Genomic DNA, 16,719 nt, shown 5'->3' with positions numbered 1-16,719 from the left:
AGATTGGTACGATAACTTATCAAAACTTAACGACCAGAAACCCTGTTTTGATCAATCCGCGGTGCTGTTGTGCAAAATAATTATAAGAACTTATAAAACACAGAGGTGGCGGTCATGGCGCCGTCAGGCATCAGCGCGTAGCGCGGGATCTCACCAACCTTTTGCCAGCCGGCACGCTGGTAGAAGGTTTCTGCCCCGCTGCCGGTGGAGGTATCGAGCACCAATACAGAAATGTCTCTGGCCCGGGCCTCAGCCTCCAGCGCTTCCATTAACGCCATTGCGGCCCCTTTTCGACGCGCTTTTTCATGGACCAGCAGCTTCGCCACATCCGCCCGGTGCGGCTGGTTTTCCGGCTGGTCTGCGATCAGCTGCACCGTTCCAATGACCCCGTCCTGCGCATCGACGCAGGCAAGCACCAGCCGCTCGCCTCGCGCGACGCTTTCGGCAATACCGCGCCAGAAAGTACGGGCCTTGTCGAGGCTAAAAGGGAGCATAAAGCTGACGGATGCCCCGCCGTTTACGCAGTTTTCGAGGATCCCGGCCAGCGCATCAAGATGGATGAGGATCTCTTCCCGGGTGAGGGTTTTGATTTGCAGTGAGGTATTCATTGTTTTTCCTTACGTTGAATACGCTCACTTTGGGTTTAACAACTTATTAACGCAAGCGGTTCGGACATAGGCTTTTATTATGTCACCGGGCGCGCTGGCGCTGCTGCTTCATGGCATACATCTTTTCATCGGCGTCTTTTAACCACTGTTGCAGGTCGTTGCCGTTATGATCGAATTCACTGAGCCCCCATGAGAAGTGTAGCGACCACGGGTGAAGCTTGCGGGCGTTATAGCTTTCCACCTGCTCGGCGAGATACTGCATGGCTATCCAGGCGCCCTGCTCGTCGGTATCCGCGAACAGCACCGCGAACTCATCCCCGCCAAAACGCACCAGCATATCCGCCTCACGGAAAGCGCTGCGCATCAGCTGCGCCATAACTTTAAGCGCCTTATCGCCCTCTTCATGCCCGTAGCGATCGTTAATCTCCTTAAAGCGATCCAAATCCAGCCAGCCGAGCGTCAGCGGCTCCGCCCTGCGTCGGGCAACGGAAAGCGTGAATCTCACGAGCTGATTAAAGCCGCGACGGTTGAATAAGCCGGTTAACTCATCCGTGGTCGCCGCGCTGATGGCGGCAAACTCATCTTCTGCCAGCGCGCCCAGGTCTCCCAGCACGGCAAGATCGGCCGCCGAGAACTCACGGGGGGCGTAATCAATCAGACACAGCGAGCCCACGCTGGCGCCGTCGCGCAGGCGCAGCGGGAAGCCCGCATAAAAACGCACGCGAGGTTCACCCGCCACCAGCGGATTATCCGCAAAACGATCGTCCTGCAGCATATCCCCTACCACCAGCGGTGCTTCGGTGAGGATCGTATGGCCACAAAACGAGATATTACGCGGAACGGTGTCAGGCGCCTTGCCATCGGCCGACTTCACGATCAGCGAGTGCTCATCAATGAGGTTGACCATTGCCAGCGGCACCTGGAAGAAGCGCTTCGCCAGACGCGTAAGCCGGTCAAACGCCGGGGAACTGTCGATCTCAAGCAGACCTGATTCGCGCAGCGAGTTCAGTCTGTCTGTTTCATTTTCAGGGGTTGCAGGTGCTTTCATAATGTCTCCTGACGTAAAGCGTTACTCAAAGCGTAGCTTAAACAGTGACATTGTCAGTGTTCTGACATCCTGTTAAGCCACTTGCTATTCACGACAATGCCTTATGACGATTAACGCAGCTCTGTTTCATGCCCGGTGGCGGCAGTAATATGCTCGTCCGCGACCCGGGCGCTGGTACGATTTCGACCCGCTTTTTTTGAACGATAGAGGTGATCGTCCGCTTCGGTCATGAGTTTGTTGAAGACCTCGGTCAACTGCCATGCCTGCGCCTTCCCGCTTCCAAGGCCAATACTGACCGTCAGAGAGAGCGTTTGCTGACGCCATGTAAAAGGATGGTTAGCGACGGTAGTTCTGATACGTTCCGCCAGTTCATAACCGTGTCGAGCGTCGCCAGAGTTGACCACCACCGCGAACTCTTCCCCGCCCATACGCGCGACCATCCCGTCTTCACCGACCACCTGCTGAACCTGCCGGGCGAATGACGCCAGCACGCGGTCGCCACACTCGTGGCCGTAGTTATCGTTGATGCTTTTGAAGTAATCGATATCCAGCAGCATAACGGTCAGGAAACGCGAATGGCGGTGCGTCTCTTCGTGTTTTAACGCCTCATAAAGCCCGGAACGCGAATAAACCTGCGTTAAAAAGTCATAATCCGCCCGCAGGGAAACCTGACGGATCAGAGAATTAATGGCCGCCATGCTGACGGAAACCAGCACCGGACAGATCGCCATCGTGGCAATACCCAGCCGGGCAGAAAACATCATTGGGGTGGTCAGCGGTGTCGCCACGGCAATATTAATCACCGAGTTGGCGACCAGAATAATTTCAATGGCGCCCGTGACAAACGTCAGCAAGCAGGTCACAGGCAATGGGTAGCGTACCGCACACCAGATAAGCGCAGGCAGTGGAAAAGAGAGGCTCCCCGCGCCGCCAATCACGACTGACGCGACCACCGAGACGATCAGCGCAATAACCGGTAATAGCTGCTCCAGACGTAACCTGAATTCGCGCACGGGCATGCCTATCGTGAGCATACATGGCACAACAAGCACGCCGGTTGAGAACTGCTCGCTAAACCAGTCGGCAAAGAGCGGCCAGAAGGTGTGGCTGTCAATCCCGACCGACCCCACCGCGCCGAGCAGTGCGCACAGCAGCGCAGCAATCAGGCAGTAGTTGAACAGGCGTAAGGCGTTAAGCGGATCCGGGGTTTTCTTCATCAGCCGCCTGTCACGCTGAATCAGCACGGCGACCACGACGATAAAGACCATGTTAGACAGGTTGATCACCACGGAGGCTATCCCCCAGTTGGTCGTCACCGCGTCATACATCAGCATGGCGACATAGGATACCGCGTAGTAATGCAGGCGATTCAGAAAAACATAGCGGGCAAAGATCCCTGCCATCACGCCGTTGAGGGGCCAGAACAGCGACAAGGCCTCCACGAGACGTAATTCCGCACCCACAAAATAGAACAAAGTGGTGAGGATAAAGATCGTCGATGCATTTCGCAGCGGCGTGTCAGGCTGGAACGGCCTGAAAGCGGTAAGAGCAGAACGCATTAAATTTCATTCCATATGAAAGCTTATGGCAGTTATTGCGGTCGTCAGCACGATCGGCGCTCACTTAGGATGAATCTATAACACAAATATAACGGGATCATAACTCGTCAAATTTAGGCGTTCATCTGGAGCACCAGCCAGTGGTGAATCACGCTGACGATATACTGCTGCTGCTGCGCGGTGAGCTGAACACCGTGAGGAATATTATGCCATTTCGCCAGACAGCCCCGACAACAGGTGGCGGTGGCATGCTGGGCGATAAATACCGGGTGACCGCGCATGGGCGTCTGTTTGCCGTCATTCGCGGGTTGTGCAGGGGCAAGGCGCTTTTCGACAAAATCAGCGGCATGCTGATCAATGGTATCGGGGCCTTTGTCCCAGCAATACTGCCGTTCCTTATCGCCTAAGCGGAAGCGCGAGCGAAACGTCGATCGCGCCAGACGGGAAAAAAGGGGATCCAGGTCAGACATCAGTAAACGGAACGTCCCATACGCTGGGTCAGTTTCTCCAGAACCGCGACACCGGCAAGGGAATTTCCCGTTTCATCCAGCTCGGGGCTCCAGACCGCAATCGCCATTTCATGCGGTACAATCGCCACCACTCCGCCGCCCACGCCCGACTTGGCCGGGAGACCAACGCGCCAGGCAAACTCGCCGGCGTTTTGATACATCCCGCTGGTTGCCATCAGCGCGTTGACCTGGCGCGCCTGCAGAGGAGAAACCACCTCCTGATCGAGGTGCGGCGCATGCCCCTGATGCGCAAGGAACAGGAACGTCTGAGCCAGCTCAACGCAGCTCATTTTCAGGGCGCAGTAGTGGAAATAGTTTTGCAGGACGGTCGCCACGTCGTTATGGAAGTTGCCGAAGGATTTCATCAGCCACGCGATGGCCGCGTTACGGGCAGAGTGTTCGAACTCCGAGCGGGCCACCACCGGATCGTAGGCAATGTCGTCAACCCCCGAGAGCTGGCGTACTATCTCCAGCATTCGTTGACGCGGCGCGCTGAGGCGGCTCTGCAGCATATCGCAGACCACCAGCGCCCCGGCGTTGATAAAGGGATTTCGCGGTTTACCCTGCTCGATTTCAAGCTGAAGCAGCGAGTTAAAAGGCTGGCCGGACGGATCTTTACCCACGCGCTGCCAGATTTCGTCTTCTTCATACTGGCGCATCGCCGCAACCAGACTGAGCACTTTCGAAATGGACTGAATGGAAAAACGTTCTGTTGCATCCCCTGCCTGGAATCGCTGTCCGTCAATGGTGCAGATAGCAATACCCAGCTTATTTCCGCTGACCGAGGCAAGGGCCGGAATATAGTCGGCAACCTTCCCCTTTCCAATTAACGGACGAACCTGCGCCAGAATCTCGTCCAACATCTCATTATGGATGACCGCAGCCACACTTTGCTCCTTGCCCTCAGGCTAAAACGGGCTGCGAGTATAACAGAGGCTTATGTATTGCGTCAGGCGCTAAGACGAAAACGCGAAACGGCCTGCAATAAAAGATCGGATTGCTTTTGCAGCCGCTCAGAGGCCTCCGAGGCGTCAGAGACCAGCAGGTCCGTCTGACGGGAGAACCTGGTTCAGCGCCTGAAGCTGACGCGTCATCAGGTGAATACGCTCTCCCTGACTGAGCGTGGCGGTGGAGATCTCATTCAGCAAACTGCTCAAATTGCCCACCAGACCGGTGACCTGCTGCAAATTCTCTTCCATCAGGGTGACGGCACGGGAACCGTCTTCGATACCCTGCAGTGAACGGTTGATCAGCTCCTGAATGGTCTGCGTCGAGTGGCTGCTCTTTCTGGCCAGGAGTCCAACCTCGCGGGCGACGACGGCAAACCCGCGCCCCTGATTTCCGGCATGGGCGGCCTCAATGGCGGCATTCAGCGCCAGGATGTTCGTCTGAAACGCCACGCTGTCGATCATCGCCACGATCCCGCGCATCTCAGACGATCGGTCGACGATCGCCTGCATAGACGCATTTACGGTCGACATCATCTGGTCGCCGCCCACGGCTGCCTGGCGCGCTTCATCGGCCCGGGAGCTGGCGAGTCTGGCATAGCCGGTATTCCCTTCCACGTGGCTTTCCAGCGCCGCAATATGCGCCGTCACATCCTCAAGCTCTTTCGCCTGGCGTGCCGACTGCTGATACAGCTTCTGGTTACCCTGCGCCAGAGAATCAATGTTCTCCACCATGGTAGCCGTGGCGTGGCTGACCTGCGTCACCAGCTGCTGCAGGCCGTGCTGCATCGTGGCAATGCTGTCGCTAAGCTGCCCTATCTCCCGGTTGAAGCGCATGACGTTCGGCGGCGTGCCGGAGAGATCCCCTGCTGCCAGCCGGTTGATATGCGCGATGAGCCGACGCAGCGGCGTAATCACCCATCGGGACATACCGAACCAGACGACAGCGGCAATGGCGACTAACAGCAACGGGGCAAACAGGAATAACGTTTGCAGGTCAGAGAGCTGCGCCATGAGGCTCTGACGCCCCTGCATGGCCTGCTTCTCGCTTGCCTGCTGGTAGCGCGCATAGTTGTCGTTAAAATCAGTCTGAAAAGCCTGCGCCGGGACGGCAAAAAAAGCGTCGATGGTATTGGTTTTGACCAGACCTTCCGCCTGCTCGTTGATCGCGCCGTAGAAGAGCTGATAGCTGTTCACCAGGGCGTCGTCTTTCGGTGGATTCAGCGCCAGCCAGGCCTTCCACGCCTGCTGAGACACCGTCAGCGCCTTTTGCGCGTCATCCATCAGGCTGTGCCAGCTTCCGTCGGATCCGGTCTCTTTATCCTGCATAAACCACACCCCGGAGCGGTTAAGGAGATCGCTTGCCGCCAGCAGAGAGACGCGGGCCAGATCCAGCTTGCTCTGCTGCTGCCACGCCAGCAGGTTTTGCTGCTCGTTGCGCTGGGCTTCGTTCAGGGAGGCGTTAAGCAGGAATGACGAGGAGAGCTGCAGCGCGGAGAAAAGGCCAATAATGCAAAAGATCCCTGTCAGCAGGCCAAAGTGACGGGGAGTGAGACGCTGCGCAATACGGCGAAAAATTTGCGTTAGTTTCATAATTAGCTTCATTTACAAGGCGTTAGACGCGAGCGAGTCTACGAAATGAAAATGACAGAACCATTGCAGATTAATGACAACGGCCCTCGAGATGAGGGCCGACATCGCGGGATTACACGCGATCCTTCCACACCGTCTGCACGTTGCAGAACTCGTGCAACCCAAAGTGGGAAAGTTCGCGGCCAAAGCCACTTTTCTTCACGCCGCCAAAGGCCACGCGCGCATCGCTGGCGCTAAAGCCGTTGATAAACACCCCGCCGCACTCCAGCTCGCGGGAGAAGGTTTCTGCCAGCGCATCACTGGCGGTAAAGACCGTGGCAGACAGGCCAAAATCGCTGTCGTTGGCCAGCATCAGGGCGTGCTCCGCATCTTTCGCGACCGTAATGGCCGCGACCGGACCAAACAGCTCCTGCCGGAAGGCCGTCATCGACGGGGTGACGTTCGCTAGCACGGTTGGCGCATAATAATTCCCCTCACCGCTGATTTTCTCACCGCCCAGCAGCAGCGTTGCACCTTCCGCCAGCGTCGCCTGCACCTGCTGATGGAGTTCATCGCGCAGGTCAAAACGCGCCATCGGGCCAATATAGTTTTCTTCCTGATCCGGCGCGCCCAGCTTCAGCGCAGCAACCGCATCGACAAAGCGCTGGGTAAAGGTCTTCGCAATACCCTCTTCCACAATGAAGCGTTTGGCCGCCGCGCACACCTGTCCGGTATTCTGGTAGCGGCCTGCTACCGCCGCCTTCACGGCAAGATCCAGGTCGGCATCGTTGAGAACGATGAACGGGTCTGAGCCGCCCAGTTCAAGAACACATTTCTTCAGCGCGGCCCCCGCCTGAGCACCAATGGCTGCCCCGGCACGCACGCTGCCGGTGACGGTCACCGCCGCAATACGACGATCGTTAATCGCCTGGCTGACGCCGTCGTTGGTGGCATTCACCCAGCCGAACACGCCTTCAGGGAAACCCGCATCCGCAAAAATCTGCGCGATAAGATCCGCCGAGCCGAGCACGTTGGGCGCGTGTTTGAGCAGATAGCTGTTCCCTGCCAGCAGAATCGGCACCGCACCGCGCAGCACCTGCCAGAGCGGGAAGTTCCACGGCATGACCGCGAGGATCGGCCCCAGCGGACGGTATTCAATAACCGCGTTCTGGTTTTCCACCTGAGTGGGTTCCGCACGCAGCATCGCCGGGCCGTGCTCGGCGTACCAGTCGCACAGGCCAGCGGATTTCGCCACTTCCGCCCGCGCCTGCTGAATGGGTTTGCCCATTTCACGGGAGATCGTCTGCGCCATCTCTTCAGCGCGATGACGCAGCGCGGCACCAAGATCGCGCAGCTTTTGCGCCCGGTGGGAGACGCTTTCGCGACGCCACTGGCGATAGCCCGCGTCGGACTGAGAAATCGCGCGTTCAACCTGTTCCGGCGTCGCCCACGGATACGCGGCGAGGGTTTCACCCGTTGCCGGGTTGACAGAGAAGGCATGTGTTGCAGAGGAATAAGTCATGGTGTTCTCCACGTTTTTCGGTTGATTCATTGTGGCTCACTCTGCTATTTCTTAAAAATGAATAATACTAACCACCTTATTCACGAAACGAGAACGCTATGGATTTAACCCAGCTTGAAATGTTTAACGCCGTCGCGCTGACGGGCAGTATCACCCAGGCGGCGCAGAAGGTGCATCGCGTGCCGTCTAACCTGACGACCCGCATTCGCCAGCTGGAAGCCGATCTGGGCGTTGAGCTGTTTATTCGTGAGAACCAGCGTTTGCGTTTATCCCCGGCTGGCCATAACTTTTTGCACTACAGCAAGCAGATCCTCGCCCTGGTGGATGAAGCGCGCATGGTCGTCGCGGGGGATGAGCCGCAGGGGTTATTTGCCCTCGGCGCGCTGGAAAGTACCGCCGCCGTGCGCATTCCTGAAACGCTGGCACAGTTTAACCAGCGCTATCCGCGCATTCAGTTTGCCCTTTCTACCGGGCCATCCGGGACGATGATTGATGGCGTACTGGAGGGAACCCTGAGCGCCGCCTTTGTCGACGGGCCACTCTCGCACCCGGAGCTGGAAGGAATGCCGGTCTACCGGGAAGAGATGATGCTGGTCACGCCTGCCGGGCAGGCGGAAATCTCACGCGCCGCGCAGGTGAGCGGCAGCGACGTTTATGCCTTTCGCGCCAACTGCTCTTATCGCCGGCACCTGGAGAGCTGGTTTCACGCTGACCGCGCCGCGCCCGGCCGCATTCACGAGATGGAGTCCTATCACGGCATGCTCGCCTGCGTCATTGCGGGCGCGGGCATCGCGCTGATGCCGCGCTCGATGCTGGAGAGTATGCCCGGGTATCATCAGGTTGAAGCCTGGCCGCTGGCAGAAAACTGGCGCTGGCTCACCACCTGGCTGGTGTGGCGACGCGGGGCGATGACCCGCCAGCTGGAGGCCTTTATAGCGCTGCTAAACGAACGTCTTCAACCAGCGCCTTCTCCATAAACAGGCTGAGCGGGTCGTCAACGTACGGGGGAAACGCCGGGCGCAAATCGTATCCGCACTGTTCATAAAGACGCACCGCGGCGCGCTGCTTGATGCCCGTCTCCAGCCGTACCGTATGGCAATGACGGCTCAGGGCCTCATCTTCCAGGGCGGCCAATAGCGTCTCCCCAAGGTGCTGCCCACGATGGGCCGGATCGATATAGACCCGCTTCATTTCACCGGTACCGTCGCCGTTGAGCACGATGGCGCCACAGCCAACGGCCTGAAGCTGCTGGTCGCGAATGACCATCAGGATCAGCGACGTTTCCGGCAGCGCAGCCAGATCGATCAGATGATTGCTTTCGGCGGGATAGAGTTCGCTCTGATAGCGGTCAAGCGCCGCGATCAGGCTAAGAATGTCCGGGTGACGTGCAGATTCAGAGGTAATGGAATACATGGCAGGCTCCTTGCTTTTTTTGTGAGGCTAAATGTCAACATAGCGCAGGCCTGCCGGGGTGCTTCATACAATTAACTTATCGTACCGCTCCGTTAGCGCAAAAAGATTTTCCCTTTCAGGTACAGGGTAGCCTGACCGCCAATCAGCACGCGGTCGCCCTTCATTTCGCAGCGCAGATCCCCGCCACGGTGCGCCCCCTGGTGGGCATAAAGTGACGTTTTACCCAGCTTTTCGCTCCAGTAAGGGATCAGCATGCTGTGGGCGGATCCGGTAACCGGATCTTCCGGCACCCCTTCCCCCGGGCAGAAGAAGCGGCTGACGAAGTCATATTTTTCGCCCGACGCCGTCACGCAGACCATTTTATCCAGCGGGATCATCGCCCCAATATCCGGCGTTAACGCTTCCACCTGCTGCTGGCTCTCCAGCACCACCAGGTAATCACGTCCGACGCGCACCTCTTTTGCGTCTGGGATGCCCAGCGCGCTAAACAGCAGCGCAGGTGGGTTCTCGACCACCTCGGTTGACCACGCGGGGAAGTTCAGCGTCAGCCAGTCGCCGCTGCGTTTCACCGTCAGCTCGCCCACGAAGCGCGTGGTGAAGGTAATTTCAGTGTGCGGATAGTCAAGGTATTCGAAAATAACGTGCGATGCGGCAAGCGTAGCATGGCCGCACAGGTTAATTTCATCGAGCGTGGTAAACCAGCGCAGTTCAAACCCACCGTCGGTGCGTACAAAAAAAGCGGTCTCAGACTGGTTATGCTGCTGCGCCATTTTGAGCAGCGTCTCGTCCGGCAGCCACGCTTCCAGAGGACATACCGCTGCCGCGTTGCCGCCAAAGGTTTTGTCGCTGAAGGCATCCACCAGATAAAAATCAATTTCCTGCATTGTCTCTTCCTCTCTTGTTATGGGTTATTTAGCGCAGAAAAACTGTGCCTTTCAGATAAAGTGAAGCCTGTCCGCTCATCAGCACGCGCGAGCCTTTCAGCTCACAGCGCACGTCGCCGCCGCGCGCGGAAACCTGACGGGCAAGCATGGCTGTTTTCCCCAACCGTTCACCCCAGTATGGGATCAGCATGGTGTGCGCGGAGCCGGTGACCGGGTCTTCCGGAACGGATACCCCGGGGGAGAAAAAGCGGCTGACAAAATCGTATTCCCCCTCACCCCGTGCCGTCACGCTCACCTTATGCTCGCCCGGCGTCATCGCCGAAAAGCGTGGCGCGAGCGCTTCAATCTGCTGGCGATTGTCCAGCACGATCAGCCAGGCGCGCCCTTTGCGGGCTGCAACGTAATGACGGATACCGAGCGCCGAGAGCATCTCCGGCGGCGGCGTCTCTTCTTGGGTTGGACATGCCGGGAAGTCCAGCGTCATCCACTCCCCCTCCCGGCTGACCGTCAGGCGGCCAGAGGCGGTATCAAAGTGGATCCGCGAGTCGGGATAATCCAGTTCATTAAACAGAACGTACGCGGCGGCAAGGGTGGCGTGGCCGCAGAGATTGACTTCGGTAAGCGTGGTAAACCAGCGTAGCTCAATGCCTCCTTTAGTGCAGACGAAAAAGGCCGTTTCCGACTGATTATGCTGCTGCGCCATTTTCAGCAAGGTCTCATCGGGTAACCATTCCTTGAGCGGACAAACGGCGGCCGGGTTGCCGCCAAACGTGGTATTGCTGAACGCATCGACCAGATAAAAATCAATCTCCTGCATTGTCTTACCGCCTGTTTTTATTGTGTTGTTCTTTTATATTCAATGAAAACAGCGCTCCCGGCTACCGCTTTCATAAGGTAAATATTGAGATCTGCGTCACATAATGGTTGAGTTTTCGCCATTCAACGTTTTAAGATCGTCTCCTCTTCTTTTCAGCAACGAATCTCCGACATCCCTATGACAACGAACACAGTTTCCCGCAGGGTTGCGTGGCTACGCGTGGTCACGCTGGCCATTGCCGCGTTTATTTTTAACACCACAGAATTTGTGCCGGTTGGGCTGTTGTCTGACATCGCCAACAGTTTCCAGATGGAAACGGCGCAGGTGGGCATTATGTTGACCATTTACGCCTGGGTGGTGGCGCTGATGTCCCTGCCGTTCATGCTGCTGACCAGCCAGATAGAGCGGCGCAGGCTGCTGATCGGTCTGTTTGTCTTATTTATCGCGAGCCACGTGCTGTCGTTTATGGCGTGGAATTTTACGGTGCTGGTCATCAGCCGCGTCGGTATCGCCTTTGCCCATGCGGTGTTCTGGTCGATCACCGCGTCGCTGGCGATTCGCCTCGCACCGGCGGGTAAACGCGCGCAGGCGCTGAGCCTGATTGCTACCGGTACCGCACTGGCGATGGTGCTGGGCCTGCCGATTGGCCGCATCGTGGGGCAATACTTCGGCTGGCGTACCACCTTCTTCGCCATCGGCATGGGCGCGCTGGTGACGCTGGTGTGTCTGATTAAGCTGCTGCCCGCGCTGCCGAGCGAACATTCCGGCTCGCTGAAAAGCCTGCCGCTGCTGATGCGTCGCCCTGCGCTGCTGAGCATCTACCTGCTGACCGCCATTGTGGTAACGGCCCATTACACGGCGTATAGCTACATTGAACCGTTTGTGCAGGTGGTAGCAGGCTTTAGCGCCAACTTTGCCACCGTCTTACTGCTGATCCTCGGCGGCGCGGGGATTATTGGCAGCGTGCTGTTCGGCAAGCTGGGTAACCGGCATGCCTCCTCGCTGGTAAGCAGCGCTATCTGCCTGCTGCTGGCCTGTCTGCTGTTGCTGATGCCCGCCGCGGGCAGTGAAAGCCATCTGGCGATCCTCAGCCTGTTCTGGGGCGTGGCGATCATGATTATTGGCCTGGGCATGCAGGTGAAGGTGCTGGCCCTGGCGCCGGATGCGACGGACGTCGCCATGTCGCTGTTCTCGGGAATTTTCAATCTGGGGATTGGCGCGGGTGCGCTGGTGGGTAACCAGGTCATCCTGCACGTGTCGATGTCGGCGATTGGCTATCTGGGTGCCATTCCGGCCCTGATGGCGCTGATCTGGTCAGTGCTTATCTTCCGTAAGTGGCCGGTGGCGCTGGAGGAACAGGGGCAGCACGGGTGAGGTTTGTTGGTGCCGGGTGGCGCTGCGCTTACCCGGCCTACAAAAAGACGTATTTCGTAGGCCGGGTAAGGCGAAGCCGCCACCCGGCAATGAACTTAATGATAGGTCTTAATAATCTCCAGCACGCCGTTAATAATAAACTGCACGCCCATACAGACCAGTAAGAAGCCCATCAGGCGGGAAATCGCCTCGATACCGCCCTTGCCTACCCAGCGCATGATGGCGCCGGAGCTGCGCAGCGATGCCCACACGATAATCCCGATAATCGCAAAAATCAGCGGCGGTGCCACCGTCAGCACCCAGTCCGGGAAGGTTGCGCTGTCACGCACCGTCGACGCGGAGCTGATGATCATCGCGATGGTCCCCGGCCCCGCCGTGCTCGGCATGGCAATCGGCACGAAGGCGATATTCGCGCTCGGTTCGGTTTCCAGCTCTTCCGATTTGCTGGTCGCTTCCGGCGACTCATGCGCTTTTTGCGCCGGGAACAGCATGCGGAAACCGATAAAGGCCACGATCAGCCCCCCGGCGATGCGCAGGCCAGGGATGGAAATCCCGAAGGTATTCATCACCAGTTGCCCGGCGTAGTAAGCCACCATCATGATGGCAAACACATACACCGAGGCCATCATCGACTGATGATTGCGCTCGGCGCTATTCATATTCCCTGCCAGCCCGAGGAAAAGCGCCACCGTCGTTAACGGGTTAGCCAACGGCAGCAAGACCACCAGCCCAAGGCTGATTGCTTTAATCAAATCCAACATAGTGCGTTGTCGTCCTTATCCATATTTAACACAGCAATTATAGGGGGAAAGTGTGACATTCAGCCATGGGCGCAACGTAACGATTATTTTCCTTCTGAAAAGATAACAGGAAGTTATCCCTATGATTTGAAACACCTTAAAAAAAGTTCATGAAACGTTTTAGCAATTCGTGGCATCGGCTGATTCATTCAGTTGACTTATACTTGCCTGAGCAATAATATCTGCCGTGACTAATTACTTGCCAGGGCAACCATTGTGAAAAGCACCAGTGATATCTTTAACGACGTTGTTCCGCTGGGTCGTCTTATTCATATGGTCAATCAGAAAAAAGATCGCCTGCTCAATGACTATCTGTCACCGCTGGATATCACCGCAACACAGTTCAAAGTGCTGTGTTCCATTCGCTGCGAAGTGTGTATCACGCCGGTTGAGCTGAAAAAGGTGCTCTCTGTCGATCTGGGTGCGTTAACCCGCATGCTCGATCGTCTCGTCTGCAAAGGATGGATAGAACGAAGCCCTAACCCGAATGACAAACGCGGCGTACTGGTGAAGCTGACCAGCGATGGCGCGGCCATGTGCGAGCAATGTCATCAATTAGTAGGACAAACACTGCATCAGGAACTAACAAAAAACTTAACGGCAGATGAAGTGGCAACCCTTGAGCTTTTGCTGAAGAAAATCCTGCCGTAAACAGAAAAAAGAGGTATGACGATGTCCAGACGCAATACTGACGCTATCACCATTCATAGCATTTTGGACTGGATCGAGGATAACCTGGAATCGCCGCTCTCCCTTGAAAAAGTGTCAGAGCGTTCGGGTTACTCCAAATGGCACCTGCAACGGATGTTCAAAAAAGAGACCGGCCATTCATTAGGTCAATATATTCGCAGCCGCAAGCTGACGGAGATTGCCCAGAAACTGAAAGAAAGCAATGAGCCGATCCTTTATCTGGCGGAGCGTTACGGATTTGAATCGCAGCAAACCCTGACGCGTACGTTCAAGAACTATTTTGACGTGCCGCCTCATAAGTACCGAATCACCAGCGTGCCGGGCGAATCCCGATACCTGTATCCGTTAAAACACTGTAGTTAATCATCGCCTGTCACAGACGTAACCGAGGAAATCATGAAAGTTATCGCCTCCGCCGCCCTCGCCTTGCTGGTGCTGTTCTCCAGCCAGACCTTCGCGGAGCAAACCCCTCGTGCAACGCAGCAAAATAATCCTGATACGATGATTTTGCCGTCCGCACATGACCAGTCGCCCTATGATTTCAACCACATGGGTGCTGGTAGCGACAAATCCGACGAATTAGGCGTGCCTTATTATAATCAGCACGGCTTCTGATTCGTTTTTGCCCCGCAGACGCGGGGCTTTTTTTATGCCTTTTCGCTTACCCGCGTCGTCCGACGCACCCGCAGACCAAACACGTTAATGTACAGCCCGGCCATGATCAGCACGGCACCGAACAGCTGCAGCGCGCTTAGCGTTTCATCCAGCAATATCGCCGCACTGGCAAGCCCTACCACCGGCACCAGCAGAGATAACGGCGCGACGCGCCAGGTCTCATAACGCCCCAGCAGCGATCCCCAGATCCCGTAGCCCACAATGGTGGCGACAAAGGCCAGATAGACGAGAGAGAGGATCGTGGTCATATCGATGTCGACCAGACTGTTCAGCATCACCGCCGGACCGTCCAGAATACTCGACGCCAGCAGAAACGGGATAACCGGGATCAGCGCGCTCCACACCACCAGCGACATCACCGCCGGGCGCGCCTCGTGCTGCATGATCAGCTTGTTGAAGATATTCCCGCAGGCCCAGCTCAGCCCCGCCGCCAGCGTCAGCATAAACCCGAGCAGCGCCACGTGCTGACCATTCAGGCTGGCCTCGATCAGCACCAGCACGCCAAACACCGCCAGCGTGATCCCCGCCAGCTGTTTGCCCTGCAGGCGCTCGCCAAACACAAACGCCCCGAGAATAATGGTAAAGAACGCCTGCGCCTGTAACACCAGCGAGGCCAGACCGGCCGGCATACCGAACTTGATGGCGCAAAAGAGAAACGCGAACTGGCCAAAGCTGATGGTCAGACCGTAGCCCAGCAGCAGTTTAAAGGGGATCTTTGGACGCGCCACAAAGAAGATGGCCGGGAAAGCGACCAGCATAAAACGTAAGCCGGCCAGCATCAGCGGCGGCATGTTGTGCAGCCCCAGCTTGATGACCACAAAATTGAGCCCCCATACTACGACCACCAGCAGTGCCAGCAGCCCGTCTTTCCGCGTCATATCCCGCCCCTGAATTATTAATAATTTGTTAACACTTCAAGGTAACAGAAAAAAGTGCGCCACGAGAAGATCATTATTTCTGGCAGGCAGCTGAAGCACTTAGGGATAAATCGGGTGCTATACAAGCCCCTTATGTCATGGTAATCCTGTTAACACACATCGAATAAAAGCATAAGCAACTGTCGGGCAGGAATATGAAACCATCTCTCAGGCGCTCAACCGCAGCGCTGCTGGCATCGTCATTGTTGTTAACCATCGGTAGAGGGGCAACGCTGCCGTTCATGACCATCTATCTCACGCGCGTCTACAGCATGAGCGTCGAGAATATTGGTTATGCCCTGACCGTGGCGCTGACCATTGGCGTGGTGTTCAGCCTGGGATTTGGTATTCTGGCCGATAAGTTTGATAAAAAACGCTACATGCTCATCGCCATCGTAGCCTTTATCGCCGGATTTGTGGCGATCCCGCTGGTCAATAACGTCACGCTGGTGGTGCTGTTCTTTGCGCTGATCAACTGCGCCTACTCCGTCTTTTCGACGGTGCTGAAAGCCTGGTTCTCCGACGTGCTCACCTCCAGCCAGAAGGCGCGGGTCTTCTCGCTGAACTACAGCTTCCTGAACATTGGCTGGACGGTCGGCCCGCCGATTGGCACCCTGCTGGTGATGTACAGCCTGCAGCTGCCGTTCTGGCTGGCAGCCTTCTGTGCCGCCCTGCCGCTGGGCTTTATCCACTTCTTTGTGCAGAAAAGCGTGGCGTTAGATACCGCCGAGGAGAAGACGCCGTGGCAGCCGTCGGTCTTGCTGAAAGACCGCGCGCTGTTCTGGTACACGCTCTCTGGCCTGCTGGCGTCGTACGTGGGCGGGTCGTTCGCGAGCTGTATTTCGCAATACGTTCTCGCTGCACATGCGGACAGCGATTTCGCCGAAAAGGTGGTCGCCGTGGTACTGCCCGTCAACGCCGCCGTGGTGGTAACGCTGCAATATGCGCTGGGCCGCAAAATCTCAGCCAGCAATATCCGCCCGCTGATGTCCCTCGCCACCCTGTTTTTTATCGTGGGGCTGGGCGGCTTTATGCTCTCCGGGGAAAACCTGGTTTACTGGGGCATCGCTGCCGCCATCTTTACGCTGGGTGAGATTATCTATGCCCCTGGTGAATACATGCTGATTGACAACATTGCGCCACCGGGAATGAAGGCGAGCTATTTCTCCGCGCAGGCGCTGGGCTGGCTCGGCGCGGCGGCAAACCCGATGATCACCGGTATCATCCTGACCAACCTGCCGCACTGGTCGCTGTTTGTGATTATGATGGCCGCGATTATTGTGGCGTGGCTGATGATTTTGCGCGGGATGAGCGTGAAGGCATGGTGCGAGTCACCCAAAGCGGCGTAGCAAATGTAGGCCGGGTAAGGCGAAGCCGCCACCCG

At 57.0% G+C, this 16,719-nt stretch carries 17 protein-coding genes and 1 pseudogene; 6 read left to right on the top strand and 12 right to left on the bottom strand.

Annotated elements, in window-relative coordinates:
- Positions 1-80: 80 nt before the first annotated feature.
- The 7 genes and pseudogenes from HMPREF3143_RS19900 to sad all read right to left on the bottom strand — a co-directional run bounded on the left by HMPREF3143_RS19900 (position 81) and on the right by sad (position 7,765).
- A complete protein-coding gene (locus tag HMPREF3143_RS19900) occupies positions 81-608 on the bottom strand; it encodes a GNAT family N-acetyltransferase (protein ID WP_070534158.1) in 528 nt (175 codons plus the stop codon).
- An 82-nt stretch (positions 609-690) separates the two neighbouring features.
- Positions 691-1,656: a sensor domain-containing diguanylate cyclase gene (locus HMPREF3143_RS19895; protein WP_021242497.1), complete on the bottom strand. Its 966-nt coding sequence runs from the start codon at positions 1,654-1,656 to the stop codon at positions 691-693.
- Positions 1,657-1,766: 110 nt separating this feature from the next.
- Positions 1,767-3,215, bottom strand: coding sequence for a GGDEF domain-containing protein (locus tag HMPREF3143_RS19890; protein ID WP_069598286.1), 1,449 nt, complete (start codon positions 3,213-3,215; stop codon positions 1,767-1,769).
- Between the two features lie 113 nt (positions 3,216-3,328).
- Positions 3,329-3,685, bottom strand: a complete 357-nt coding sequence (locus tag HMPREF3143_RS19885; RefSeq protein ID WP_021242499.1) for a DUF4186 domain-containing protein — start codon at positions 3,683-3,685, stop codon at positions 3,329-3,331.
- The gene (gene glsB, locus HMPREF3143_RS19880) at positions 3,685-4,611 is read right to left on the bottom strand and encodes a glutaminase B (protein ID WP_008503201.1); all 927 of its coding nucleotides are present in this window, start codon (positions 4,609-4,611) and stop codon (positions 3,685-3,687) included. Before glsB ends, HMPREF3143_RS19885 begins: the two co-directional genes overlap by 1 nt.
- 62 nt (positions 4,612-4,673) lie before the next feature.
- A pseudogene (locus tag HMPREF3143_RS19875) lies at positions 4,674-6,264 on the bottom strand (methyl-accepting chemotaxis protein).
- A 112-nt stretch (positions 6,265-6,376) separates the two neighbouring features.
- Complete coding sequence (gene sad / locus HMPREF3143_RS19870; RefSeq protein ID WP_070534182.1) at positions 6,377-7,765, bottom strand: succinate-semialdehyde dehydrogenase; 1,389 nt, start codon at positions 7,763-7,765, stop codon at positions 6,377-6,379.
- Between the two features lie 98 nt (positions 7,766-7,863).
- Between sad and HMPREF3143_RS19865 the strand changes: the two genes are divergently transcribed.
- Positions 7,864-8,742 (top strand): putrescine utilization regulator PtrR, encoded by an 879-nt coding sequence (locus tag HMPREF3143_RS19865; protein ID WP_070534157.1) that lies wholly within the window; start codon positions 7,864-7,866, stop codon positions 8,740-8,742.
- Here HMPREF3143_RS19865 and HMPREF3143_RS19860 read toward each other — a convergent pair.
- The 3 genes from HMPREF3143_RS19860 to HMPREF3143_RS19850 all read right to left on the bottom strand — a co-directional run bounded on the left by HMPREF3143_RS19860 (position 8,696) and on the right by HMPREF3143_RS19850 (position 10,879).
- Entirely contained in the window at positions 8,696-9,178 is a 483-nt protein-coding gene (locus HMPREF3143_RS19860) for a GNAT family N-acetyltransferase (protein ID WP_023292427.1), read from the bottom strand. The two genes, HMPREF3143_RS19865 and HMPREF3143_RS19860, sit on opposite strands and share 47 nt — an antisense overlap.
- 92 nt (positions 9,179-9,270) lie before the next feature.
- Positions 9,271-10,062 (bottom strand): PhzF family phenazine biosynthesis protein, encoded by a 792-nt coding sequence (locus HMPREF3143_RS19855; RefSeq protein WP_045354027.1) that lies wholly within the window; start codon positions 10,060-10,062, stop codon positions 9,271-9,273.
- A 28-nt stretch (positions 10,063-10,090) separates the two neighbouring features.
- Positions 10,091-10,879 (bottom strand): PhzF family phenazine biosynthesis protein, encoded by a 789-nt coding sequence (locus HMPREF3143_RS19850; protein WP_055321919.1) that lies wholly within the window; start codon positions 10,877-10,879, stop codon positions 10,091-10,093.
- A 177-nt stretch (positions 10,880-11,056) separates the two neighbouring features.
- On the opposite strand from HMPREF3143_RS19850, the gene HMPREF3143_RS19845 reads away from it, so the two are divergent.
- The gene (locus HMPREF3143_RS19845; RefSeq protein ID WP_070534156.1) at positions 11,057-12,253 is read left to right on the top strand and encodes a sugar transporter; all 1,197 of its coding nucleotides are present in this window, start codon (positions 11,057-11,059) and stop codon (positions 12,251-12,253) included.
- A gap of 95 nt (positions 12,254-12,348) precedes the next feature.
- On the opposite strand, the gene HMPREF3143_RS19840 is transcribed toward HMPREF3143_RS19845, so the two are convergent.
- Positions 12,349-13,014: a MarC family NAAT transporter gene (locus HMPREF3143_RS19840; RefSeq protein ID WP_008502235.1), complete on the bottom strand. Its 666-nt coding sequence runs from the start codon at positions 13,012-13,014 to the stop codon at positions 12,349-12,351.
- A 255-nt stretch (positions 13,015-13,269) separates the two neighbouring features.
- Between HMPREF3143_RS19840 and marR the strand changes: the two genes are divergently transcribed.
- The 3 genes from marR to marB are packed head-to-tail and all read left to right on the top strand — an operon-like array spanning position 13,270 to position 14,358.
- The gene (marR, locus tag HMPREF3143_RS19835; RefSeq protein WP_008502236.1) at positions 13,270-13,704 is read left to right on the top strand and encodes a multiple antibiotic resistance transcriptional regulator MarR; all 435 of its coding nucleotides are present in this window, start codon (positions 13,270-13,272) and stop codon (positions 13,702-13,704) included.
- Between the two features lie 21 nt (positions 13,705-13,725).
- Positions 13,726-14,106 (top strand): MDR efflux pump AcrAB transcriptional activator MarA, encoded by a 381-nt coding sequence (marA, locus tag HMPREF3143_RS19830; RefSeq protein WP_008502237.1) that lies wholly within the window; start codon positions 13,726-13,728, stop codon positions 14,104-14,106.
- A 33-nt stretch (positions 14,107-14,139) separates the two neighbouring features.
- A complete protein-coding gene (gene marB / locus HMPREF3143_RS19825) occupies positions 14,140-14,358 on the top strand; it encodes a multiple antibiotic resistance protein MarB (RefSeq protein ID WP_008502238.1) in 219 nt (72 codons plus the stop codon).
- A gap of 32 nt (positions 14,359-14,390) precedes the next feature.
- Here marB and eamA read toward each other — a convergent pair whose 3' ends face one another.
- Positions 14,391-15,296: an O-acetylserine/cysteine exporter gene (gene eamA, locus HMPREF3143_RS19820; protein ID WP_023327461.1), complete on the bottom strand. Its 906-nt coding sequence runs from the start codon at positions 15,294-15,296 to the stop codon at positions 14,391-14,393.
- Between the two features lie 194 nt (positions 15,297-15,490).
- Between eamA and ydeE the strand changes: the two genes are divergently transcribed.
- Positions 15,491-16,684: an efflux MFS transporter YdeE gene (ydeE, locus tag HMPREF3143_RS19815; protein ID WP_023292430.1), complete on the top strand. Its 1,194-nt coding sequence runs from the start codon at positions 15,491-15,493 to the stop codon at positions 16,682-16,684.
- The last annotated feature ends 35 nt before the right edge of the window (positions 16,685-16,719 follow it).

This window comes from Enterobacter sp. HMSC16D10, from assembly GCF_001807145.1.
GTDB classification, from domain to species: Bacteria; Pseudomonadota; Gammaproteobacteria; order Enterobacterales; family Enterobacteriaceae; genus Enterobacter; species Enterobacter roggenkampii.
Note: the sequence above shows the minus strand (reverse complement) of the source record. Positions and strands in the feature narration are given on the sequence as shown.